This window comes from Aeromonas sp. MTB, from assembly GCF_056632455.1.
Genome location: NZ_CP147026.1, coordinates 4,429,422 through 4,452,500, shown reverse-complemented (window position 1 = coordinate 4,452,500; position 23,079 = coordinate 4,429,422). Strand labels below are relative to the sequence as shown.

Sequence of the window (23,079 nt, the reverse complement as noted above, 5' to 3'; positions counted from 1 at the left end):
TAAGCTTCAGATTACAAGTCATCGTACCCCAAACCGACACAGGTGGTCGGGTAGAGAATACCAAGGCGCTTGAGAGAACTCGGGTGAAGGAACTAGGCAAAATAGAACCGTAACTTCGGGAGAAGGTTCGCTCTTGATGGTGAAGTCCCTTGCGGATGGAGCTGTCGGGAGTCGCAGTGACCAGATGGCTGGGACTGTTTATCAAAAACACAGCACTCTGCAAACACGAAAGTGGACGTATAGGGTGTGACACCTGCCCGGTGCCGGAAGGTTAATTGATGGGGTTAGCGCAAGCGAAGCTCTTGATCGAAGCCCCGGTAAACGGCGGCCGTAACTATAACGGTCCTAAGGTAGCGAAATTCCTTGTCGGGTAAGTTCCGACCTGCACGAATGGTGTAACCATGGCCATGCTGTCTCCACCCGAGACTCAGTGAAATCGAATTCGCCGTGAAGATGCGGTGTACCCGCGGCTAGACGGAAAGACCCCGTGAACCTTTACTACAGCTTGGCACTGAACATTGAACCTACATGTGTAGGATAGGTGGGAGGCTTTGAAGGCGTGACGCCAGTTGCGCTGGAGCCGTCCTTGAAATACCACCCTTGTATGTTTGATGTTCTAACGCAGGGCCCTGAATCGGGCTCGCGGACAGTGCCTGGTGGGTAGTTTGACTGGGGCGGTCTCCTCCCAAAGAGTAACGGAGGAGCACGAAGGTTGGCTAATCCTGGTCGGACATCAGGAGGTTAGTGCAATGGCATAAGCCAGCTTAACTGCGAGACGGACAGGTCGAGCAGGTACGAAAGTAGGTCATAGTGATCCGGTGGTTCTGAATGGAAGGGCCATCGCTCAACGGATAAAAGGTACTCCGGGGATAACAGGCTGATACCGCCCAAGAGTTCATATCGACGGCGGTGTTTGGCACCTCGATGTCGGCTCATCACATCCTGGGGCTGAAGTCGGTCCCAAGGGTATGGCTGTTCGCCATTTAAAGTGGTACGCGAGCTGGGTTCAGAACGTCGTGAGACAGTTCGGTCCCTATCTGCCGTGGGCGTTGGATGATTGAAGGGAGTTGCTCCTAGTACGAGAGGACCGGAGTGAACGAACCTCTGGTGTTCGGGTTGTCACGCCAGTGGCACTGCCCGGTAGCTAAGTTCGGAATCGATAACCGCTGAAAGCATCTAAGCGGGAAGCGAGCCCTGAGATGAGTCATCCCTGACCCCTTGAGGGTCCTAAAGGGCCGTTGGAGACCACAACGTTGATAGGTGGGGTGTGTAAGCGCGGCGACGTGTTGAGCTAACCCATACTAATTACCCGTGAGGCTTAACCATACAACACCCAAGAAGTGTTTCTGGCCTTGTAGCGAATGAACGAACTACTAATTCAGTGATAATGACCAAGTCGTTACTCACGTCAGCTTTCTAGATTAAAGAATTTGCCTGGCGGCCATAGCGCCGTGGAACCACCTGATCCCATGCCGAACTCAGAAGTGAAACGCGGTAGCGCCGATGGTAGTGTGGCATTCGCCATGCGAGAGTAGGACACTGCCAGGCACCCAATTAAACAGTGATGTGAAGAATCATGTCACTGGCTGCGAGGATGACACCTCAGAAAATGCAGCAGAAGATTTAGCGCAAGCTAACCGAATGCGGAGCGGTAGTTCAGTCGGTTAGAATACCGGCCTGTCACGCCGGGGGTCGCGGGTTCGAGTCCCGTCCGCTCCGCCACTAATTTGAAGGCCTTCCCGATTGGGAAGGCCTTTTTGCTATGGGCGATTTTGTCCATAAGACCCACAGGTTTGCATACCAGAACGAATACAAAAGCCCGGCTTCACGACCGGGCTTTTGTATTTTTAGCGCGTTAAACCACCAATGTCTGGCTTTTCCCTGCCAAGTAAGAGTGCCAGATAGCCGGTTATTTCTACCATTTTCTGGCTATATCAGAGTCTTATCAGTTTCATTCACAGCAATTTGAACGACTCTGCAGGTGGTCAAATCAGGCTTCTGTCGCTTGCTGGCTACAGAGCAGTTCCATATTGACCACCCCCTCTTCCATTTGCACATCGATCTTGAAGCCAAGCCGTTTGGCGAGGTTGACCATGCCACGATTGCTGGGCATGGTCATGCCGGATAGCTGGCCAATCCCCTGCTCTTTGGCGTAGCGGATGATCTTCTCCATCATCAATTTGCCGAGCCCCACCCCTTTCAAGTCCGATCGCACCAGAATGGCAAACTCGGCATCGCTCTGGTCCGGGCTCGAAATGGCGCGTACCACGCCGAGGATCTGATCCTGCAGCTCGCCATCTTGCCCCACAGCCACGAAGGCCATCTCCCGGTCGTAATCGATCTGGGTCATGCGAGCCAGCTCTTCATGGCCCAGCTCGCCCACATCGGCGAAGAAGCGTTTGTACCTGTCTTCATCGGAGACCTGCAGCACGAACTGCTTGTGAGCCGGTTCATCTTCCGGCCGGATTGGGCGCAGCAGGATATGGCGCTGATCTTTAAGCCAGGCACCCTCCTCCAGTTCGGTGGGATAGGGGCGGATCGCCAGTCGGTTGATTGTCGGGATGGTAGGGTCACTCAGTGTGAGGCTGGCATCCAGCACCACCATCTCGGCACCGCACGCTTGTAGCGGGTGAAGATCCAGCTCCTGAATTTCCGGAAAGGCGAGCAGCAGCTCGGAGAGCTGGCAAAGCACTTGGCCCAAGGCATCGATATCCAGTCGTTCCGGCGTCGCCTGTTCGCGGATTTTACGGCTCTTGAGTGCACCGATGATCTGGTAACGGGCCAGCGCCTGATTGAGCGGCGGTAACGCTGCCACCATCTCCTGCGGTTCGGCGCCCGACTCGCCCAGCAGAATGACGGGGCCAAAGATGGCGTCTTGCTGGATCCGCACCCGCAGCTCCAGGCCGCCGCTGCGGCGAGCCATGCGCTGTACCAGCAGCCCTTCGATACGGGCGCCCGGATCATGCTGTTTGACCCTGTCCAGAATGGCATCTGCGGCTTGTGCCACTTCGGCCGAGGTGCGCAGATTGAGCACCACCCCGTGTACGGCAGACTTGTGCAGGATATCGGGCGAGCGCAGTTTTACCGCCACTGGATAGCCGATCTGCTCGGCGGTGAGGGTCGCCTCGATGGCGTCGGTGACGATCCAGGTTGGCAGGGTCGAGAGACCTGCGGCTTGTAAAATCGGGTGCACCAGATGGGTATCCAATCTTAGCTGTTTGCGCTCCTGCGCTTGGCGGATCAGCTGCTGGCACAGCTCGACATTGAGCTGGTTGCCGTGCAGTGACGCCGGGGTTTCCATCAACTGCTTCTGGTTGCGGCGGTATTCCACCATGTGCATGAAGGCGGCCATGGCGCTTTCCGGCGTACGGTAGGTCGGGAAGCCCGCCTCGGTAAAGAGTTTGCGCCCCTCCTGCGCCGAGTATTCGCCCGCCCAGTTGGTGAGGATATTGAAACGGCGCGCTCTGGGATGCTGCTTCAGATGGGCGATAAGATGGCTGGCCAGCGGCGCGCTCGGTGCCGTGAGCGAGGGGGCGTGGATGATCAGGATGGCGTCGATCCCATCCTCTTGCAGCACGCTGTCCAGCGCCTCCTGATAGGTGGTGATGGTGGCATCGCTACCAATGTCGAGCGGCGGGCGAGCCAGCTTGCCGCCCCGCTCCAGCAGCACATCCACCGCCATATTGGCCAGCCCGCGGCCGTTGGAGATGATGGCGAGTCGCTCTCCCTTGAGGGTCATGGAGTGGCTGAGGGTTTCCACCGCGGCAAACAGTTCGTGGGTATCCCGTACCCGCAGCATGCCGGCACGGCGGATGGCGGCATCATAGACATTGTCGAGGCCGTGGGCCGGTTCGTGGCGCCCGCTTTTCAGCACCAGGATCGGCTTGTTGCGCGATGCTGCCCGCGCAGCCGAGAGAAAGTGGCGGGCGTCGTGCAACTTGTCCATGTAGATCAAGATGGCGCGGGTGACGCTGTCGCGGGAGAGCTGATCCAGCAGCTGGCCGAAGTCGATATCGCAGTGATCACCAAGGGAGATGAAGGCGGAGAAGCCCAGCTCATGCTGCTTGGCCCAATCCAGAATGGTGGTGCTGACGGCGGCGGATTGCGAGAGAAAGGCGACCTGCCCCGGCTTGGCAGCAATGGGTGAAAAGCTGGCGTTAATCCCCTGGCCGGGCAGCAGCATCCCCATGCTGTTGGGGCCGAGCAGGCGAATACCGTATTGCTGGCAGACCCGTTTCAGCTCCAGCCGCTCCTCGGGGGAAAAGTCGGCGGCCAGTATGATGGCTGCCCCCGCGCCCTTCTGGCCTAGCGCTTCCAGCAATGGCAGGACCCGCTCCCGCCTAGTGCAGATGATGGCGAGATCCGGGGTTAGCGGCAGGCTGGCAATATCGGGATAGGCCAGCACGCCGGCGATGGCTTTGTTGCGCGGGGTTACCGGGAGGATAGGCCCTTTGAACTGGCCCGCCAGCAGGTGGCGCACGATTACGTGACCCGCCTTGAGCGGGTCGGTCGAGGCGCCGATCACGGCGATTGAGTGGGGTTTGAACAGCCGATCCAGACCGCTTGCTTTCATGGGCACTCCCGACAAAAGGGGGAAGATACCAGTCTAATACGCCTTTGCTGCGGGTTCTGTGACCGGATCCTGATCACCGTTTGTTGAGGGCATTGGCACGCAGATAAAAGCGCAGTTCGCCCTGCACCCGGCGAATGGCTCCCAGGTGGCGTTCCTGCAGATAGATATCCTGCTCCCGATCGAGCGCCGTGCTGGGTACGCCCATGCTTTGCAGATACTCGTCAAACAGGGTTGAACCCTTGATCTCTAGCAGATGCTGTTTCATGGCTCTCCTCCCTGCGCCTTGGCGTTTGTTGATGAACGCCCAGTCTGCGATGACTTGTCGGGTTTGCCTATTGTCACTTTTGACATGAGATTTGACACGAGAGCGCTCACACATCTTTCAGAGAGGGCGCCGTTGAGGCGCTGGCTGGCGTTATAGTATGGCGAGGAGCACGAGGCACGGATGGTGCACAGGATGATCAGAGTTTGGTGGTGGTGCATGGCACTGTGGACGGTTGGCGTATCGGCAACCGAGCAGCCTATCCGCGCCTGGAATCTGCTGCTGGATCATCCCAACCCCGCCGTCGTCCAGTTGCTGCGCCTCTCCCTCGATCTCACCGTGCCCGAATATGGCCCCTATCAGCTGGTATCCAGCTCGCAGATGGAGCAGGGGCGGGCGGTGAAGGAGCTGCGCAGCGGTGAGCTGGTTCAGGTCGGTGTCTTTGCCCCCGATGGTGAGCGAGAGCGGGAGTTGCTGGCAATCCACATTCCGCTGGCCAAGGGGCTGCTCGGTTGGCGGGTGTGTCTGGTTCGGCAGGGGGATGAGGGGCGTTTTGCCGCGATCGAGTCGTTGGCGGACTGGCATCGTGCCGGGCTCTCCATCGGCCAGCACAGGTCCTGGCCAGACACCCAGTTGCTGCGGGCCAACGGTCTCAAGGTGACGGTGGGCAATCTTTATGAGGCGCTCTTCAACATGCTGCGCAAGAAGCGCTTTGACTGCTTCCTGCGTTCGGTCATCGAGATCGAGGATGAGCTCAGGCAGCATCCGGATCTCGCCATCGAGCCCCGTCTGGTGTTTCGCTATCCGCTGGCGCTGCTCTTCTTTGTCTCGCCAAAATATCCGGAGCTGGCCCAGCGCATCGAGCTCGGCTTGCTGCGGGCACAGCAATCCGGCGCTTTTGACCGGGTCTTTGAAGAGGGATTTGGCAGCACCATTCGGCGGCTGAAACTGGATGAGCGGGTGCGCCTCGAGCTGCACAACCCCGACTTGCCGCTGCCCAGCCGTATGATGATGGTCGATCCGGCCCTTATCTATAATCCGGTGTCAGCGCAGTGAGCCCTGATTCTGCGCGGTATCCCAGAAGGCGCGGATCAGCGGCTCTTCCAGCCGCTTCTTGAGTACCCCGATCCCCACATCAAATGGCTTGAAGGCGGGTTTGAGGTCGATGATCCGCACCTTGTCGCCGAGCGGGCTATGGTCGATCACCGCTGCCGGCACCAATCCTACGCCACAGCCGAGCGCCACCATGGCGACGATTCCCTCGTTGCCCGCCACTTCGGCATAGATGTTGGGGGCGATCCCCTTGTTGCGAAACCACTGATCGCTGCGTTTGCGGGCCAGCCCCTGCTCGGAGAGGATGACAGGCAACTGCTCCCAATCCGGCTCGCCCTGACGGAACCACTGGTTCAGCTGGGGAGCATTGCGCGGCGCGATAAAGACCAGCGGTACCAGTTGAAGGCTGGCGAACTCCAGCTTGGCGGGCAGGGCATCGGGACGGGCGGCGATGGCGAGATCGGCCTCGTCGGCCAGGATTTTGTCCACCGCCAGCGCCGGGTCGCCGGTCTCCAGCTTGATCTCCAGCTGGGGGTAGCGGCGGCGAAAGCGCTCCAGTACCTCGGGCAGCAGAAAGTAACTGGCGGTGACCGAGCAGAAGACCCGCAGCCGCCCCTGCAGCGGTTCATCGCTGCGTTTGAGCTCCTGCTTGAGCTGACGCCACTCCTGTAACAGGCCGCCGCCGAATTCGCGCAGCTTCTCGCCGGCGGGGGTGAGCCGAACCGAGCGGTTGTCCCGTTCGAACAGGATGCAGCCGGTCTCCTGTTCCAGTCGCTGGATGGCGCGGCTCAGGGTGGAGGGGCTGACCGCCATGGCATCGGCGCTTTTGCCGAAATGAAGGGAGTCGGCGAGGTGGAGAAACAGCTCGAGATTGCGAAGGTCCATCTTTCAGCTCCTGGCGCGGCTTGTGTGCCCGATATCCAGCGGTTGGCGGCTTGTTTCTGCCATCTCGCGGTACATTCAGCAGGCGATTATGAAAGGCTAGCGTTTCAGTTATTGCAACGTACTGTTTCGAATATATCAGTTCAGGCAATAAGTGTCCCGCGCTATAGTGGTTCAGACAACGCCGCTATCCGGCATGGAATCAATCGAACGGAGCAATCACCATGGCTAACTATTTCAACACCTTGAACCTGCGTCAGCAGTTGGCCCAGCTGGGCAAGTGTCGTTTCATGCAGCGCGAAGAGTTCGCGGACGGCTGCAACGTGCTGAAGGGCAAAAAGGTGGTGATTGTGGGCTGTGGTGCCCAGGGTCTGAACCAGGGTCTGAACATGCGCGACTCCGGGCTGGATATCTCCTACGCCCTGCGCAAGGCCGCCATCACCGAGAAGCGCGCCTCCTGGCAGAAGGCTACCGACAACGGCTTCGCGGTCGGTACCTATGAAGAGCTGATCCCGACCGCCGATCTGGTGCTGAACCTGACTCCGGACAAGCAGCACTCTGACGTGGTGAAAACCGTGATGCCGCTGATGAAGCAGGGTGCTGCGCTGGGCTACTCCCACGGCTTCAACGTGGTGGAAGAGGGTCAACAGATCCGCTCCGACATCACGGTCGTGATGGTGGCGCCGAAGTGCCCGGGTACCGAAGTGCGTGAAGAGTACAAGCGCGGTTTCGGCGTACCGACCCTGATCGCTGTTCACCCGGAAAATGACCCGAAAGGCGAAGGCATGGCCATCGCCAAGGCGTGGGCCTCTGCCACCGGCGGCGACCGTGCCGGAGTGCTGGAATCCTCCTTCGTGGCGGAAGTGAAATCCGACCTGATGGGCGAGCAGACCATCCTCTGCGGCATGCTGCAGGCCGGTTCTCTGCTCTGCTACGACAAGCTGGTTGCCGAAGGCACAGACCCGGCCTACGCCGGCAAGCTGATCCAGTTCGGTTGGGAGACCATCACAGAAGCCCTGAAACAGGGCGGGATCAGCCTGATGATGGATCGCCTCTCCAACCCTGCCAAGCTGCGCGCCTTCGAGCTCTCCGAGCAGCTCAAGACCCTGATGCGCCCGCTGTTCGAGAAGCATATGGACGACATCATCGCCGGTGAGTTCTCCCGCGGCATGATGGCTGACTGGGCCGAAGACGATGCCAAGCTGTTCGGCTGGCGCGAAGAGACCGGTAAATCCGCCTTCGAAAACGCCCCGGCGTTTGCAGGCAAGATTGCCGAGCAGGAGTACTTCGACAATGGCGTGGTGATGGTGGCCATGGTCAAGGCGGGTGTCGAGCTGGCGTTCGAGACCATGGTGGCCTCCGGCATCTACGAGGAGTCTGCCTACTACGAATCCCTGCACGAGTTGCCGCTGATCGCCAACACCGTTGCCCGCAAGCGTCTGTACGAGATGAACGTGGTTATTTCCGACACCGCTGAGTACGGTAACTACCTGTTCGCCAACGCTGCTGTGCCCTTGCTGCGTGAGCACTTCATGCCGACCCTGAAAGCGGGCGATCTGGGTGCCAGCAAGGCGGAAGGGCAGAGCGTCGATAACCTGGCGCTGCTGGCGGCCAACGAGGCGACCCGCAACCATCCGATCGAGAAGATCGGCCAGGTACTGCGCGGTTACATGAAGGACATGAAACGCATCGCCGTTGGCGGTTAAGCCCGCATCGGGCTGGATGATGAAGGGGCGGGGATGACGATCCCCGTCGCTGGTCGGACTGGACACCCGACCGGCCAGCCAGAAAAATCAGCCTGACAGCCATAAAAAAGCCCCGCTCATCGAGCGGGGCTTTTGCATTCAGAAAGGCTGGATAAATCAGGCTTTCCACGCTTTCCAGGTGTTGATCAGACCGTTGGTGGAGCAGTCGTGGCTGGTGACAGCCTCGTTGTTGCCCAGCTCCGGCAGGATCTTGTTGGCCAGCTGTTTGCCCAGCTCCACGCCCCACTGGTCGAAGGAGAAGATGTTCCAGATTGCGCCCTGTACGAAGATCTTGTGCTCGTACATGGCGATCAGGGCACCCAGGGTTTTCGGGGTCAGACTCTTGAACAGGATGGAGTTGGTCGGGCGGTTGCCTTCGAACACCTTGAACGGCACCAGATCCTTGACCTGCTCCAGCGTTTTGCCTGCCGCCAGGAACTCGGCTTCGACCTCTTCCTTGCTCTTGCCGAAGGCCAGCGCCTCGGTCTGGGCGAAGAAGTTGGCCAGCAGTTTCGGATGGTGGTCACCGATCGGGTTGTGGCTGATGGCTGGCGCTAGGAAGTCACAGGGGATCAGCTTGGTGCCTTGATGGATCAGCTGGTAGAAGGCGTGCTGGCCGTTGGTGCCCGGCTCACCCCAGATGATGGGGCCAGTCTGGTAGTCAACTGGCTTGCCGTTGCGATCCACGTACTTGCCGTTGGATTCCATGTTGCCCTGCTGGAAGTAGGCAGGGAAGCGGTGCATGTACTGATCGTACGGCAGAATGGCTTCGGACTCGGCACCGTAGAAGTTGTTGTACCACAGGCCGATCAGCGCCAGCAGTACCGGCACGTTCTGCTCATAGGAGGCAGTAGCGAAGTGCATGTCCATCTCGAAGGCGCCTTGCAGCAGGGCTTCGAAGTTCTCGAAACCGACAGACAGGGCGATGGGCATGCCGATGGCAGACCAGGAGGAGTAGCGGCCGCCAACCCAGTCCCAGAACTCGAACATGTTGTTGGTGTCGATGCCGAACTCGGCCACGGCCTTGCCGTTGGTGGAGAGGGCTGCGAAGTGCTTGGCAACGTGGGCCTTGTCACCGGCGATCTTGATGAACCAGTCGCGGGCGGTCAGGGCGTTGGTCATGGTCTCCTGGGTGGTGAAGGTCTTGGAGGCCACCAGGAACAGGGTGGTTTCCGGATCGATCTTCTTCAGGGTCTCGGCGATGTGGGTGCCATCGACGTTGGAGACGAAGTGCATCTGCAGGTGGTTTTTGTAGGGACGCAGAGCCTCGGTGATCATCACCGGACCCAGATCGGAGCCACCGATACCGATGTTGACCACGTGCTGGATCGCTTTACCGGTGTAGCCTTTCCACTCGCCGGAGATGATTTTCTCGCAGAAGCCTTTCATCTTGGCCAGTACGGCGTTCACTTCCGGCATCACGTCCTTGCCGTCGCACTCGATGGGGCGGTCGGAGCGGTTGCGCAGGGCCACGTGCAGTACGGAGCGGCTTTCGGTCATGTTGATCTTGTCGCCATTGAACATGGCATCGATCGCGCTGCGAAGATCGGTCTCTTTGGCCAGATCAACCAGCAACTTGAGGGTTTCTTCGGTGATCAGGTTCTTCGAGTAATCAACCAGGATGTCGCCGCCGAAGGTAAGGGAAAACTTGTCAAAGCGCTTCGGGTCCTGCGCGAACAGATCCTTGAGTCGGGTCTCTTTGTTTGCTGCAAAGTGGGCTTCCAGTGCCTGCCAGGCCTGGGTTTGGGTTGGATTGATATTTTTCATAGGATTCCTGAAATGCCAAGTTGTGTTTGAACCTTGCAGGCAAGGTCCCGCCAAACCTTATTATCCGAGCATTATAGCGAGCCGAACGGGCGGCCCGTGTAACAGATTTTTACCGATTGTCTTTTACCGCAATGGGTCACTGTCGGGAGCATACAACCAGAACATTGGGATTATGTGTCACGAAAGCAAGGCGGATCTTGCGCTTGCTCATGATTGGGGCCACCCCGATAGCCTGAAATTGTTTTCATCCGGTTGGCGTGGTTATGCACCGACATGGCCATGGGCTGGGGCCAGAAACGACAATGCCAGCCCGAAGGCTGGCATTGTCTGTTGCAGCAGAACCGCGATCACGCCTGCGTTTTTTGCATGTGCATCACCATCTGCGGGAAGGGGATCTCGATGCCTTCGGCATCAAAGGTCAGTTTCACCTTCTCGTGGAAGTCGAACCAGACACCCCAGTAGTCAGCGGTTTTCACCCAGGGGCGCACCACGATATTGACCGAGGAGTCGGCCAGCGCGGCAACGGCGATGGTAGCGGCCGGATCTTTCAGGATGCGCGGCTCTTCGCTTACCAGACGCTCGAGGATCTGTTTGGCCTTGCGCAGGTCAGAGCCGTAACCGATACCGAAGGTCATATCGACGCGGCGGGTATCCATGCGCGAGTAGTTGACGATGGTGCCGTTGAGGATGGCGGAGTTCGGGACTACCACCATCTTGTTGTCACCGGAGGTGAGGGTGGTGGTAAAGAGCTGAACGGACTGCACCACACCCGCGGTGCCTGCCACTTCGATAAACTCGCCCGCCTTGATGGGGCGGAAGATGATCAGCAGGAAGCCGGCAGCGAAGTTGGAGAGCGAGCCTTGCAGCGCCAGACCGATGGCCAGACCGGCGGCACCGATAATGGCGACGAAGGAGGCGGTCTGCACGCCGACACGTCCCAGCGCGGCGATCACCACGAACACCAGAATGGCGTATTTGAGGATGCTGCCGACGAAGTGGGTGACTGTGGTGTCCAGCTTGCGGGCCTGCATCACCTTGACCACGCCACCGCTGACGAGGTTGGCGGCGATATAGCCGACCAGCAGGGTCAGCAGGGCGGCGGCGATATTGACGCCGTATTCGATCAGCAGTCCCTGATTATTGACCAGCCAGGTCTGCGCTTCGGTAATGATTTCGGGTTCCATAGGATGTCCTGTCAGGTTCTAAAAGGTTTATGGTGGATAAATCTAACACCGCAGCGCGACAGTACGGGTCGCATCTGGTACTTCTTTTCTGCCATAAAAACCTGACACAAAAAAGAAGGGAGGCCAAAGCCTCCCTTCTTTTTGCTGAATGACGCGAAAAGAACATCAGCTCTGCAGCAGCTGGCTGCGGATAAATTGCCACTGATCTTCGAAACCGGCGGTCGGCTTGAGCTTGAACTCGGAGCGCACGAACTGGCTGATGCGGCCTTCGGTGTAGGCCAGCAGCAGATTGGCCAGCATGGTCTCGTCGAGCTGGAAGCCTTGCCCCTCGCGCAGCCGCTTCTCGCGCAGCACCTGCTTGATCTGGGTCTCCAGCTTGTCAAACAGGATGCTGATGCGATCCCGCAGCCGATCGTGCTCACCCAGCAGGGCGTCGCCGTTGAGGATACGGGTGATGCCGGGATTGCGCTCGGCGAACACCAGCAGCAGCTGCAGGATATGGTGACAGCGCGCCATGGTGTCCTTCTCTTCCGCCATGATCAGATTGACCCGTGACAGCAGGGAATCCTCGATAAAGTCGATCAGCCCCTCGAACATCCGCGCCTTGCTGGGAAAATGTCGATAGAGGGCTGCTTCAGAGACGCCGACCTCGGCCGCCAGACGGGCCGTGGTGATGCGCTGACCCGGACTGGTTTCCAGCATATGGGCGAGCGCTTGCAGGATCTGATCGCGCCGACTCTGTTTCTGATTACTGCTTGCCATGGATTCCCCTAAAAAAAACAATGGCTTGATTCTATTATTAGGCACCGCCCATCGGGCTGGTGTGGTCTGTTATTGGCGACCAGAAGAACCAAAACCGCCTTCACCCCGTTCGCTCTGATTGAACTCATCGACCAGTTGGAAGCTGGCCTGAACCACCGGCATGATCACCAGCTGGGCGATGCGCTCGCCGGGTTGCATGGTGAACTCATCTTTGCCGCGGTTCCAGACCGATACCATCAGCTGACCCTGGTAATCGGAATCGATCAGACCGACCAGGTTGCCCAGCACGATGCCGTGCTTATGGCCGAGGCCGGAGCGGGGCAGGATGGTGGCACACAGACCCGGATCCTGGATGTGAATGGCCAGACCGGTCGGCACCAGGGTGGTATCACCCGGAGCCAGAGTCAGCGGCGCATCCAGCAGTGCGCGCAGATCCATACCGGCAGAGCCCGGTGTGGCGTAGGCGGGCAGCGGGTACTCGGTACCGATACGGGCATCCAGAATCTTCAGTTCAATTTGTGTAGTCATGAATCGCTTTTTCAGTTGGATCTTGTATTGGCGTCCCTCTTGGCAGGCGGGGCGCCGTGAGTCTTGTTCTTTCGGGACGCTCAGTGCCGGTAGTGGCGTGCAATCAGGGCGATCAGGTGACGGGCCAGCGTCAGCTTGTCGGCCAGCGGCAGCGGGGCCTGGCCCCCTTGCCAGAACACGGTCAGGGCGTTGTCATCGGCGTTGAAGCCTTGCCCCTCGCGGGACACATCGTTGGCGGCGATCATGTCCAGCCGCTTACGCTGCAACTTGTCGAGGGCGTATTGTTCCACATCCACGGTTTCGGCGGCAAATCCGACGGTGAAGGGTTTGTCTGAAAGGGCGCCGACGGCCGCGATGATGTCGGGATTTTTCACCAGCTTCACCACCATCTGATCGTTGTCACCGCTCTTCTTGATCTTCTGGCTGGCGACCTGCTCGGGGCGGTAGTCGGCCACCGCGGCGCAACCGATGAAGAGATCGCATTCTCCCACCCGGCTCATCACCGCCTGATGCATCTGCTCGGCGCTCTCGACATTGACGCGGGTGACGCCTGCCGGAGTGGCCAGCGCTACCGGGCCGCTCACCAGCGTCACCTCGGCGCCCGCTTCACGAGCGGCGCGGGCGATGGCGTAGCCCATCTTGCCGGAGCTGTGGTTGCTGATGTAGCGCACCGGATCGAGCGCCTCGCGGGTCGGGCCGGCGGTCAGCAGCAGCTTGACGCCCGCCAGCAAGGGCTCGGCGGCCAGCAGCTGGCAGCAGCGCTCCACCAGTTCGAGGGGATCCAGCATCCGGCCCGGGCCCACATCGCCACAGGCCTGGCTGCCGGAGTCTGGCCCCCACAGCAGGACGCCGCGGCTGGCCAGGGTCTTGAGGTTGGCCTGGGTGGCTGCGTTGAGGTACATCTGCTGGTTCATGGCGGGCGCCAGGGCGACCGGTGCCGGGGTGGCCAGACAGAGGGTGGTGAGCAGTTCGTCGGCCATGCCGGCAGCCATGCGCGCCATCAGGTTGGCGCTGGCGGGGGCGATCAATACCAGATCGGCCCACTTGGCCAGCTCGATATGACCCATGCCCGCTTCGGCAGCCGGATCCAGCAGGCTGTCCGCCACCGGATGGCCGGAGACCGCCTGCAGGGTCAGCGGGGTGATGAACTCCTTGGCGGAGCGGGTCATCACCACCCGCACTTCGGCGCCCTGATCTTTCAGGCGGCGTACCAGCTCGGCACTCTTGTAGGCGGCGATCCCGCCACTGACACCCAACAGGATGCGTTTATCGGCCAATCTCATCTGCTGTTTCTCTATCCGGCTCATTCTGACTGGTCGGCTAAGATACCACAGGCAATGGATGACGACAGGGGTTGGCATCAAGGGGTGTGGTCGGGCGCGCGCAATTTTTTGCTATGTTTTTTCTCAACAGGGATGAGGGAGAGACAAATGAGCATCAAAGAGTGGCCGGAAGATGAACGCCCCAGAGAGAAGTTGCTGCGTCAGGGGCCCGCGGCGCTCTCCGATGCCGAGCTGCTCGCCATCTTTCTGCGCACTGGCGTCAATGGCCTGAGTGCAGTGGATCTTTCACGTAATCTATTGAATCAATTCGGCTCTTTGCGCAGCTTGCTGGGCGCGGATCAGCGCGCTTTCTGCGAGGCCCACGGCCTTGGCCCGGCCAAATATGCCCAGTTGCAGGCGGTGCTGGAGATGGCCAAACGCCATCTGGCGCAGCAGTTGCAACGGGGTGATGCGCTCACCTCGCCCCAGCTGACCCGCGACTATCTGCAAGCCCAGCTGCGGGATCGGCCGCGCGAGGTGTTTGCCCTGCTGCTGCTCGACAATCAGCACAGAGTCATTCAATTTGTTGAGCTTTTTTACGGCACAATCGATTCGGCGAGCGTCTGGCCAAGAGAAATCGTGCAGATCGCGCTCAAACATAATGCAGCCGCGGTGATTCTGGCGCATAATCACCCGTCCGGCGTCGCCGAGCCCAGTAGGGCCGACCGCCAGATCACGGATCGGATCACGGCCGCTTTGGCCCTGATCGATATCAGAGTGCTGGATCACTTGGTGATCGGTGATGGCATCACGGTTTCTTTTGCCGAGCGCGGTTGGCTATAACTGTGCTCTGGCACCGTATTAGTTGATCTTTGATCACGGATGCTGTATAAAATGCCGCCTTCTGTTTGCCCCGCAATCGAAGGCCAGCGGGGCAGATATTTGCTCGAGCAATGAAGTAAGATTTGGAGAGACTGACATGTCTAGAGTATGCCAAGTAACCGGCAAGCGCCCGGCAGTTGGTAACAACCGTTCGCACGCTAACAACGCTACCAAGCGTCGTTTCCTGCCGAACCTGCACACTCACCGTTTCTGGGTTGAGAGTGAAAAACGCTTCGTAAGCCTGCGCGTATCCGCAAAAGGCATGCGTATCATCGACAAGCGTGGCGTTGAAGTGGTTCTGGCTGAACTGCGCGCCAGCGGTGTTAAGGTATAAGGAATTAGATCATGGCTAAAGGTATTCGCGAGAAAATTCGCCTGAACTCCAGCGCCGGTACTGGTCACTTCTATACCACTACCAAAAACAAGCGCACCATGCCCGAAAAAATGGAGATCAAAAAGTTTGATCCCGTTGTTCGTCAGCATGTGATCTACAAGGAAGGCAAAATCAAGTAATTACTTGATGCTGCATTCCCAAAAACCCGGCCTTGTGCCGGGTTTTTTTATGCGCCGAATTCAGTACACTGCCGGTTCAAAGGGAGGCTTGTCATGTTCAAACTGAGCCGCAAAGGCTGGAACAACGTGATCATAGTGGTGGTACTGATCGTGATCACCCTGTTGCATCGTATGGAGACTGCCCAGCAGGAGAACAGCGCCAAGCGGGCTCGCCCCTTGTTGCCGGATGCGTCTGTGGTGCTCACTTGGCAGGGGCCGAGCTGGCAGATTGAGCGGATCGGTCAGGGCTGGCGCAGCATGCCGGATCTGGGGCTCGACACGGCTCAGCTGGATGCCCGTCTGGCGCGCTGGCAGAGCTGGTTGCTGCTCCCCGGCGAGGTGGTGCGCGGTACCCCGGTGACCATCAAGGTGTGGATTGCCGGCCAGAGCGATCCGGTCGAGATCGGCCTCTATCAGAACAGCGGCCAATATGGCGCCCAGCTGCCCTCCGGTCTCTGGCTCGCCCTCACTGCCGAACAGTATCGCGATCTGCTGCGTCCTGCCCCCTGAGTTCCTTTTCCTTGCGAGGTGCCAATGCCCGAATTGCCAGAAGTTGAAGTCAGTCGTCAGGGGGTCTCCCCCTGGCTCACCGGTATCAAGGTGACGCGCGTGGTGGTGCGGGATGGCCGCCTGCGCTGGCCGATCCCCGGTGAGATTCAGGAGCTGGTGGATCTCACCATCCATCGGGTGCGTCGCCGTGCCAAATACCTGCTGCTGGAGACCGATTTCGGCACCGCCATCCTTCATCTGGGGATGTCCGGCAGCCTGCGGGTGCTGGATATCGGCACCCCGGCCGAGAAGCACGACCACGTGGATATCGAGCTGGAGAATGGCAAGCTGCTGCGGCTCAACGATCCGCGCCGCTTCGGCGCCCTGTTGTGGACCCGGGAACCGGCCGAAGCCCACGCGCTGCTCGCCAAGCTGGGGCCCGAGCCGCTCACCGATGCCTTCAGTGCTGATTACCTGCGTGAGCGCGCCAAGGGACGCAGCACCGCCATCAAACAGTTCCTGATGGACAATCAGGTGGTGGTCGGGGTGGGCAACATCTACGCGAACGAGGCGCTCTATGCTGCCGGTATTCACCCCAAACGGGCGGCGGGCAATATCAGTGCCGAGCGGCTGGGAACCCTGGTGGCCGAGATCAAGCGCGTGTTGGCCGAGGCAATTCGCCAGGGCGGCACCACTCTCAAGGATTTCACCAGTGCCGATGGCAAGCCGGGCTATTTCGTGCAGCAGTTGCAGGTCTACGGCCGTGGCGGTCAGCCCTGTTTCCACTGTCACACCCTGCTGACCGAGACAAGAATGGGCCAGCGCACCACGGTTTTTTGCAGTCATTGCCAGCGCTGAGCGCACTTTTTGCCCCGATCCGGGGGAAGTTGTAACAGCGTATTTCCACTCTGTTGAAGATTTGCACAGCTGTCACTAGTATCCCGACCGTTCAGGCGGTTTGAGAATATAAAAATGACAGTTAAATCAATAGACTGGGAATATTTATCCCGGCAGGAGCGCTATTGCGCAAAATCCATGGCCCGCTTCCTCTACCCCGAGGGATGTGACCGAAAAACCTTCAATCGCGGCAAGTTTGTGCTGCGCAGCCTGCTCTATCGCAAGTCGCTGAGTCGGGTCTTCAGTCTGTTTCAGTGCGACTCGCTCAAGGCACTGCCAGCTGTCTATCCCGAGCTGCTCGACAAGCCGATGCGACCCTATCGCTTCGCCTGTGCCAGCGCCCGTGAGCGGGCCGAGATGCTGGAAAATCACTATCGGTTGCTGCTGGAGTGCTACCCGCAGCTGATCGACCCCCTCTATCTGGGCGAGGGGATCGCGCTGGGGCACTATCCCCAGAGCGGCTGCCGCATTCTGCTGCGCCACGATGGCACCTTCCGCCGCGAGGCCGAGCTGGCGCTCTCCATCGTCAACGGCGAGGGGCAGCGCCTCTACAGCTGCGCCTTTTCGCTGGCGGGCAGTGCGGATCGTTTGATTTTGATGATCGGCTCCATGCAGGGGCCAGAGCCTGCAGTCGACAATGCCCAGGAGCGGGTGCGCGAGCTGACCAAAGAGGGGCACGGCCTGCGGCCCAAATCCCTGCTGGTGCAGCTGGTGCTGCAACTGGCACAGGCCATGGGGGCGGCGGAGGTGCTGGCGGTGCGCAAGCGGGCCCATGTGTTTCAGGCCAAGCGCTACAGCAGCAAGCAGAAAGCCAATTTGCAGGCCGATTATGACGAGCTGTGGCAGGAGTTCGACGCCCGGGGTGTGGATGCCAACTTCGTCGCCCTGCAAGCCCAGCCGCGCAAGCCGCTGGAGGAGATCGCCTCCAAGAAGCGGGCTATGTATCGGCGCCGCTACGAGTGGCTCGATCTGCTGGTGCAGGAGATGAATGAGCGGTTTGCCCGTCAGTAACCGGCAAGCAGGCTGACCTCTCTATAACGAGACAGATACAACAAGGGCTACCCGTGGGTAGCCCTTGTTCGTTGTTGCCGTCAGGAATGGCGAGTGTAGAAGGGGATCACCCTTTCTGTTTGGCGGCGATGGCTTGGGCCACCACGGGATCGACAAACTGGCGGATGTCGCCACCGTGCAGCGCCACCTCTTTCACCAGAGTGGAGGAGATAAAGGAGTTCTCCTCTGCCGGGGTGAGGAAGACGCTTTCCAGCTCCGGCATCAGGCGGCGGTTCATATTGGCCAGCTGGAACTCGTACTCGAAGTCGGAGACGGCGCGCAGGCCGCGGATCAGCACGTTGGCCTGATGCTCTTTGGCAAAATCGACCAGCAGGCCGGAGAAGCCCACCACCTTGACGTTGGGAAGCGTGCTGGTCACTTGCTGGACAAGCTGGACACGTTCTGCCAGATCGAACAGCGGGCGCTTGCTCGGGCTGTTGGCGACCCCGACCACCACCTCGTCAAACAGCTTGGCGGCCCGGCCGATGAGATCGGCGTGGCCATTGGTAACGGGATCAAACGTCCCGGGATAAATTACCCTGGTAGTCATCTTTGCGGTCCTGCAACCTGGAAATTTGGTCGCATTATAAGGTCGTCGCTTGAGAATAGCAGTGCATCAGGCAAGAATACGCCATCGCGCATCAAGCCTCCTTGCATTGGTGACAGGGAGCAAAGGGATTTTTTATGAAACGTATTCTGGTCGTTCGCAATGACAAGATTGGTGACTTCATGCTGGCGTGGCCTAGCTTCGCCATGCTCAAAGGATCCATGGAGTGTCATGTGACTGCCCTGGTTCCGGCCTACACGGCACCGCTGGCCCGGCTCTGCCCCTGGATTGACGAGGTGATCATCGATCCGGGCGTGCGGGCCGACAAGGAGCAACAGCGAGCGCTGCTGGCGCGGATCAAGGCGGCGGCGTTCGACGCGTCCATCTGCCTCTTCTCCAACTCCCGCAACGCCATGCTGGTGTGGAAGGCGCACATCCCTTACCGGCTGGCCCCGGCGACCAAGCTGGCGCAAGTGCTCTACAACCAGCGACTGGTGCAGCGTCGCTCCCGCTCCCAGAAGCCGGAATCCGAGTACAATCTGGAGTTGATCCGCCGCTTCCTGGCCGATCAGCAGATGGCCGTGGTGGAGCCCCAGACCCCCTTCCTGCGGTTCGATGACGAGACTCTGCGGCAGGTGCGCGAACAGCTGGCACTCAAGCTCAAGCTCGATGCCAGCCGCCCCTGGCTGATGGTGCATGCCGGTAGCGGCGGTTCGGCCAACAACCTCTCCATCGAGCAGTATGCCCGTATCATCATCAAGCTCAATCAGGCCTGCCCCGAGCTGCAGTGTGTGCTGACCGCAGGCCCGGGCGAGGAGAAGATGGCCGAACAGCTGGCGGCCGAGTTGCTGGCCCACGGTGGCAATGGCTGGATCTACCGCTCCAGCGATGGTCTGCCGATGTTCTGTCAGGTGCTGGCCAACGCAGCCCTGTTTATCGCTGGCAGTACCGGCCCGCTCCATATCGCCGGTGCGCTCGATGTGCCGACTATCGGTTTCTTCCCGATGCGCCGCTCCGCGACTCCGCTGCGCTGGAAGCCCCTCAACAGCGAAGGGCGTCACCTCGCCTTCAGCCCGCCGGAGGATAGCGACCATCCTGAGGATATGAGTCAACTCGATCCCAAGACCATGGTGCCGGTGATGGCCCGCTGGGCGGCGCCTTTCTGGCGCAAATAACGTATGCAACAATGCAAACAGGGCCCCGCGGGGCCCTGTTTCGTATGACGGTTATTCCGGCTGCTGCGGTTGCTGGCGCACCCAGAGGTCGGCGTATTTGACGAAGGTGGAGTGGGCGGAGAGGATCGCCAGCAGCAACCCCTGCTTGCCATCGAGGAAACCGGCTTTTAGCAGGTACATCTTGAGGAAGCAGCCGACCGCGTGGATCAGCCCCTGACTGAGGGAGCCCTTCTTGCCGCGAGCGGTGCGCTGATCGGCCCAGGCGCGGGCATAACCGGCGGATTTCACCAGATAGTGCTCCAGATCCCGATAGGTGAAGTGAAGCAGGTCGCCATGAATATTGACGATCTTCATGTTGGCCCGTACTTCCACCTTTTCGTGCACCAGCGCCTCGTTGTAGCTGGTGAGTGCCTTGGGATAGAGGCGCAGCACCCGATCCGGATACCAGCCACTGTGGCGGATAAAGCGGCCAAACACCCAGGAGAGGCGCGGGATCGAGTAGATGGTTTCGCTGGCCGGATTGGTCATCACGTTGGCTATGGCGGTTTTCAGCTCGGGGGTGAGCCGCTCGTCGGCATCCAGCCACAGCACCCAGTCGGATTGCACGTGGGACTGGGCCAGCCGGCGCTGTTTGCCAAAGCCGGGCCACTTGGCGTTGACGAAGAAACGGGCCCCAAATTCGGCGGCAATGGCCGGGGTCTCGTCCTGACTGCCCGAGTCCAGAATGACGATCTCGTCCACCAGTCCGTCGAGGGAGGCGAGGCACTTGCGCAGGTTGTCGGCTTCATTCTTGACGATCAGAACGGCAGCCAGAGTCGGTTTTTTCACGAATGTGGGCTCACGGTTATTGCCCGGCTGGCGGGTCGAATGCGTATTGATGGGCCATTCTAACGGAAAAACGGGTCAAAGAGAGAGCCGCCATTGCCCGTTTCTATCAGCTGTTTGCCTGTCTCGTCTCGTCCGGTTGGAAGAGGGGCACCGCTGGAAAAATGGGGTGACGGCAGCGTCTGCCAAGGATCTTCTGTTATTTATCCAGTCATTCTTGGGGCATAATCTCGCCCAGTGATGATTAACCGCCGGGCCAGTCCCGAGAGAAGACGCGTGATGAAAATATTGGTGATCGGCCCCTCCTGGGTCGGCGATATGGTGATGTCCCAGAGCCTCTACAAGGCGATCAAGGCCAACCATCCACAGTGCGAATTGCACGTGATGGCCCCCGCCTGGTGCTGTGCCCTGCTGGAGCGGATGCCGGAGGTGGACAAGGCGATCACCATGCCCCTTGGCCACGGTGACTTCAAGCTGGTGGCACGCCGCCGCCTCGGCAAGCAGCTGGCCGCCGAAAAATACGATCAGGCCATCGTCCAGCCCAACTCCATGAAGTCGGCGCTGATCCCCTGGTTTGCCCGCATTCCGGTGCGTACCGGCTGGAAGGGTGAGAGCCGCTATGGCCTGCTCAACGATATGCGCAGCAACAAGTCCGCCTTCCCGCTGATGGTGGAGGGCTATCTGGCGCTCGCCTATCCCAAGGCGCAGATGAAGAGCCGGGCCGATATTCCGACCATTCCGCATCCGGCGCTCCACGTCGATCTGATAAACCAGAGCAAGGCGCTGGAGCGGCTGGGGCTGGATCGCGCCCGCCCGGTGCTGGTGCTCTGTCCCGGTGCCGAGTTCGGCCCGGCCAAGCGCTGGCCGGAAGGGCACTACGCCGTGGTGGCCCAACAGCATCTGGACGAGGGGTGGCAGGTGTGGATCTTCGGTTCCAACAAGGATGTACCAGTGGCCAACACCATCCGGGATCGGGTCAACCTGCTGACTCGCCCCAACTGCCACGTGCTGGCGGGCAAGACCAGCCTGCACGAGGCGATCGATCTGATGGCGCTGGCCGGCCGGGTCATCTCCAACGACTCCGGCCTGATGCACATCGCCGCCGCCCTCAACCGGCCGCTGGTGGGTGTCTATGGCTCCACTTCGCCGCTCTACACCCCGCCGCTGGCGGATCGGGTCGAGATCGTCCACACCGACATCGAGTGTCGCCCCTGCTTCAAGCGCACTTGCAAGTTCGGCCATCTCAAGTGCCTGATCGATCTGGCGCCGGAGCAGGTGGTCGATGCCTGCAAGAAGCTGGAGCAGAGTCAGTAAGATGCCCTATCGTCTGCTCTACAACCTGCTGATCCACTTGGGATTGCCGCTGGCGCTGCTGGCCCTCTATAAGCCTAAGAAAGGCAAGCCCGGCTTTGGCAAGCGCTGGGCCGAGCATCTCGGGCGGCTGCCCGCCACCGGACAGGAGGCGCCGCTCTGGATCCATGCGGTGAGCGTGGGGGAGACGCTGGCCATCACGCCGCTCATTCGTGCCCTCAAGGCGGAGCGGCCCGATCTGCCGATCCTGCTCACCACCACCACCCGCACCGGCGCCGATCAGGCTGCCAGGCTGGGGGGTCTGGTGATCCATCGCTACGCGCCGCTCGACTACCCCTGGGCCATTGCTGCCTTTCTCGACACCTTCAAGCCGCGCGCACTCTGGGTGATGGAGACCGAGCTGTGGCCAAACTGGCTGGCCGCTTGCGAAGCGCGTCACCTGCCGGTGACCATCATCAACGCCCGCCTCTCCGAGCGTTCCTGCCAGCGTTATGCCCGCTTCCACGGCGCCTTCGACGCCCTGAGCCGGCCGCTGACCCATCTGCTCTGTCAACATCAGGATGATGCCGACCGCTTCGCCCGCCTCGGCATCGATCGTTCGCGGTTGGCGGTGACCGGCTCCATCAAGTTCGACATCCAGTTTGGTGACGAGGTACGGGCCAAAGGGCGCGCCCTGCGCCAGCAGCTGGGCGCCGAGCGGCCGGTCTGGATCGCCGCCAGCACCCATCTGGGTGAGGACGAGCAGGTGCTGGCCGCCTTCGATCTGCTGCTCAAACGCCATCCCGACGCGCTGCTCATTCTGGTGCCACGCCACCCCGAGCGGTTCGACCGGGTGGCCGAGCTGTGTGCCCCTTACGGCTGCGTGCGGCGCACTGATGGTGTTGTGGTGCGTGCGGAGGATAAGGTCTATCTCGGCGATACCATGGGCGAGCTGCCACTGATGTTGGCGGCGGCCGATGTGGCCTTTGTCGGTGGCAGTCTGGTGAAGATTGGCGGTCACAACCTGCTGGAGCCGGCAGCCCTCGGCAAGCCCTGCCTGACGGGGCCCGCCTACTTCAACTTCAGCGATATCACTCGTCAGCTGGTGGCTCAGGGGGGCGCCGCCATCGTGGCCGATGCCGCCGAGCTGGGCGAGCGGGTGAGCCAGTTGTTTGCCGACGGCAACGTCCGCCGCGAGATGGGCGAGCAGGCCCGCGCCGTGGTGCTGCGCAATCAGGGAGCCCTGGCGCGCACCCTCTCTCATTGTCTCACCGCGCTGGAGAACGACTGAGTTTCAGCCTTTCATACATCTCAGCCATAAAAAAACGGAGCGCGATGCGCTCCGTTTTGTTTT

The 23,079-nt window shown here is 60.1% G+C and carries 21 protein-coding genes, 1 tRNA gene and 2 rRNA genes (1 of these 24 cut by a window edge); 14 read left to right on the top strand and 10 right to left on the bottom strand.

Translation table 11 applies throughout. The features are described 5' to 3' along the window. The 3 genes from WBR25_RS20440 to WBR25_RS20430 form a co-directional block, all read left to right on the top strand. A 23S ribosomal RNA gene (locus WBR25_RS20440) occupies positions 1-1,326 on the top strand; it begins 1,562 nt to the left of the window's first position. 107 nt (positions 1,327-1,433) lie between these two features. Continuing rightward, positions 1,434-1,548: ribosomal RNA gene (rrf, locus tag WBR25_RS20435) — 5S ribosomal RNA — on the top strand. A 97-nt stretch (positions 1,549-1,645) separates the two neighbouring features. Then, positions 1,646-1,722 (top strand) — tRNA-Asp (locus tag WBR25_RS20430). Between the two features lie 268 nt (positions 1,723-1,990). Here WBR25_RS20430 and WBR25_RS20425 read toward each other — a convergent pair. Together WBR25_RS20425 and WBR25_RS20420 are read right to left on the bottom strand one after the other, a co-directional pair. Then, positions 1,991-4,573 (bottom strand): bifunctional acetate--CoA ligase family protein/GNAT family N-acetyltransferase, encoded by a 2,583-nt coding sequence (locus tag WBR25_RS20425; RefSeq protein ID WP_479749096.1) that lies wholly within the window; start codon positions 4,571-4,573, stop codon positions 1,991-1,993. A gap of 73 nt (positions 4,574-4,646) precedes the next feature. Next, on the bottom strand, positions 4,647-4,838 hold the full coding sequence (locus WBR25_RS20420) for a hypothetical protein (protein ID WP_157161653.1): 192 nt from the start codon (positions 4,836-4,838) through the stop codon (positions 4,647-4,649). A 192-nt stretch (positions 4,839-5,030) separates the two neighbouring features. Between WBR25_RS20420 and WBR25_RS20415 the strand changes: the two genes are divergently transcribed. Further along, positions 5,031-5,891, top strand: a complete 861-nt coding sequence (locus WBR25_RS20415; protein ID WP_479749094.1) for a hypothetical protein — start codon at positions 5,031-5,033, stop codon at positions 5,889-5,891. Here the strand turns inward: WBR25_RS20415 and ilvY are convergent. Beyond that, positions 5,880-6,773, bottom strand: coding sequence for an HTH-type transcriptional activator IlvY (ilvY, locus tag WBR25_RS20410; RefSeq protein ID WP_005342097.1), 894 nt, complete (start codon positions 6,771-6,773; stop codon positions 5,880-5,882). The genes WBR25_RS20415 and ilvY overlap by 12 nt on opposite strands. 221 nt (positions 6,774-6,994) lie before the next feature. Here ilvY and ilvC point away from each other — a divergent pair, with 221 nt between their 5' ends. After that, entirely contained in the window at positions 6,995-8,476 is a 1,482-nt protein-coding gene (ilvC, locus tag WBR25_RS20405) for a ketol-acid reductoisomerase (RefSeq protein WP_041210772.1), read from the top strand. Positions 8,477-8,632: 156 nt separating this feature from the next. Here ilvC and pgi read toward each other — a convergent pair whose 3' ends face one another. The 5 genes from pgi to coaBC all read right to left on the bottom strand — a co-directional run bounded on the left by pgi (position 8,633) and on the right by coaBC (position 14,039). Next, positions 8,633-10,282 carry a glucose-6-phosphate isomerase gene (gene pgi, locus WBR25_RS20400; RefSeq protein ID WP_479749092.1) on the bottom strand — a complete coding sequence of 550 codons (1,650 nt, stop codon included), beginning with the start codon at positions 10,280-10,282 and terminating at the stop codon, positions 8,633-8,635. 347 nt (positions 10,283-10,629) lie between these two features. Beyond that, a complete protein-coding gene (locus WBR25_RS20395; protein WP_201959210.1) occupies positions 10,630-11,466 on the bottom strand; it encodes a mechanosensitive ion channel domain-containing protein in 837 nt (278 codons plus the stop codon). Between the two features lie 165 nt (positions 11,467-11,631). Further along, complete coding sequence (slmA, locus tag WBR25_RS20390; protein ID WP_005339495.1) at positions 11,632-12,228, bottom strand: nucleoid occlusion factor SlmA; 597 nt, start codon at positions 12,226-12,228, stop codon at positions 11,632-11,634. 69 nt (positions 12,229-12,297) lie between these two features. Continuing rightward, entirely contained in the window at positions 12,298-12,756 is a 459-nt protein-coding gene (gene dut / locus WBR25_RS20385) for a dUTP diphosphatase (RefSeq protein WP_005339498.1), read from the bottom strand. Between the two features lie 80 nt (positions 12,757-12,836). After that, a complete protein-coding gene (gene coaBC, locus WBR25_RS20380) occupies positions 12,837-14,039 on the bottom strand; it encodes a bifunctional phosphopantothenoylcysteine decarboxylase/phosphopantothenate--cysteine ligase CoaBC (protein ID WP_479749089.1) in 1,203 nt (400 codons plus the stop codon). Between the two features lie 147 nt (positions 14,040-14,186). Between coaBC and radC the strand changes: the two genes are divergently transcribed. From radC to WBR25_RS20350, 6 genes are all read left to right on the top strand, one after another. Further along, positions 14,187-14,861 carry a RadC family protein gene (gene radC / locus WBR25_RS20375; RefSeq protein WP_479749087.1) on the top strand — a complete coding sequence of 225 codons (675 nt, stop codon included), beginning with the start codon at positions 14,187-14,189 and terminating at the stop codon, positions 14,859-14,861. 136 nt (positions 14,862-14,997) lie between these two features. Continuing rightward, positions 14,998-15,234 (top strand): 50S ribosomal protein L28, encoded by a 237-nt coding sequence (rpmB, locus tag WBR25_RS20370; RefSeq protein WP_005307492.1) that lies wholly within the window; start codon positions 14,998-15,000, stop codon positions 15,232-15,234. Between the two features lie 11 nt (positions 15,235-15,245). Next, positions 15,246-15,413 carry a 50S ribosomal protein L33 gene (rpmG, locus tag WBR25_RS20365; RefSeq protein WP_005307500.1) on the top strand — a complete coding sequence of 56 codons (168 nt, stop codon included), beginning with the start codon at positions 15,246-15,248 and terminating at the stop codon, positions 15,411-15,413. Positions 15,414-15,506: 93 nt separating this feature from the next. Further along, positions 15,507-15,962 carry a hypothetical protein gene (locus WBR25_RS20360; protein WP_069556316.1) on the top strand — a complete coding sequence of 152 codons (456 nt, stop codon included), beginning with the start codon at positions 15,507-15,509 and terminating at the stop codon, positions 15,960-15,962. Positions 15,963-15,986: 24 nt separating this feature from the next. Beyond that, entirely contained in the window at positions 15,987-16,799 is an 813-nt protein-coding gene (gene mutM, locus WBR25_RS20355) for a bifunctional DNA-formamidopyrimidine glycosylase/DNA-(apurinic or apyrimidinic site) lyase (RefSeq protein WP_479749085.1), read from the top strand. A 114-nt stretch (positions 16,800-16,913) separates the two neighbouring features. Then, positions 16,914-17,849: a VirK/YbjX family protein gene (locus WBR25_RS20350; RefSeq protein ID WP_144716161.1), complete on the top strand. Its 936-nt coding sequence runs from the start codon at positions 16,914-16,916 to the stop codon at positions 17,847-17,849. A 106-nt stretch (positions 17,850-17,955) separates the two neighbouring features. On the opposite strand, the gene coaD is transcribed toward WBR25_RS20350, so the two are convergent. Next, complete coding sequence (gene coaD / locus WBR25_RS20345; RefSeq protein ID WP_040069411.1) at positions 17,956-18,438, bottom strand: pantetheine-phosphate adenylyltransferase; 483 nt, start codon at positions 18,436-18,438, stop codon at positions 17,956-17,958. 134 nt (positions 18,439-18,572) lie between these two features. On the opposite strand from coaD, the gene WBR25_RS20340 reads away from it, so the two are divergent. Next, positions 18,573-19,610 carry a glycosyltransferase family 9 protein gene (locus WBR25_RS20340; protein ID WP_236368484.1) on the top strand — a complete coding sequence of 346 codons (1,038 nt, stop codon included), beginning with the start codon at positions 18,573-18,575 and terminating at the stop codon, positions 19,608-19,610. Positions 19,611-19,661: 51 nt separating this feature from the next. On the opposite strand, the gene WBR25_RS20335 is transcribed toward WBR25_RS20340, so the two are convergent. Then, positions 19,662-20,438 (bottom strand): glycosyltransferase family 2 protein, encoded by a 777-nt coding sequence (locus WBR25_RS20335; RefSeq protein ID WP_421301639.1) that lies wholly within the window; start codon positions 20,436-20,438, stop codon positions 19,662-19,664. A 276-nt stretch (positions 20,439-20,714) separates the two neighbouring features. Between WBR25_RS20335 and waaF the strand changes: the two genes are divergently transcribed. Together waaF and waaA are read left to right on the top strand one after the other, a co-directional pair. Next, a complete protein-coding gene (waaF, locus tag WBR25_RS20330) occupies positions 20,715-21,749 on the top strand; it encodes a lipopolysaccharide heptosyltransferase II (protein WP_479749082.1) in 1,035 nt (344 codons plus the stop codon). A gap of 1 nt (position 21,750) precedes the next feature. Next, positions 21,751-23,016: a lipid IV(A) 3-deoxy-D-manno-octulosonic acid transferase gene (gene waaA / locus WBR25_RS20325; protein ID WP_479749080.1), complete on the top strand. Its 1,266-nt coding sequence runs from the start codon at positions 21,751-21,753 to the stop codon at positions 23,014-23,016. Positions 23,017-23,079: the final 63 nt, after the last annotated feature.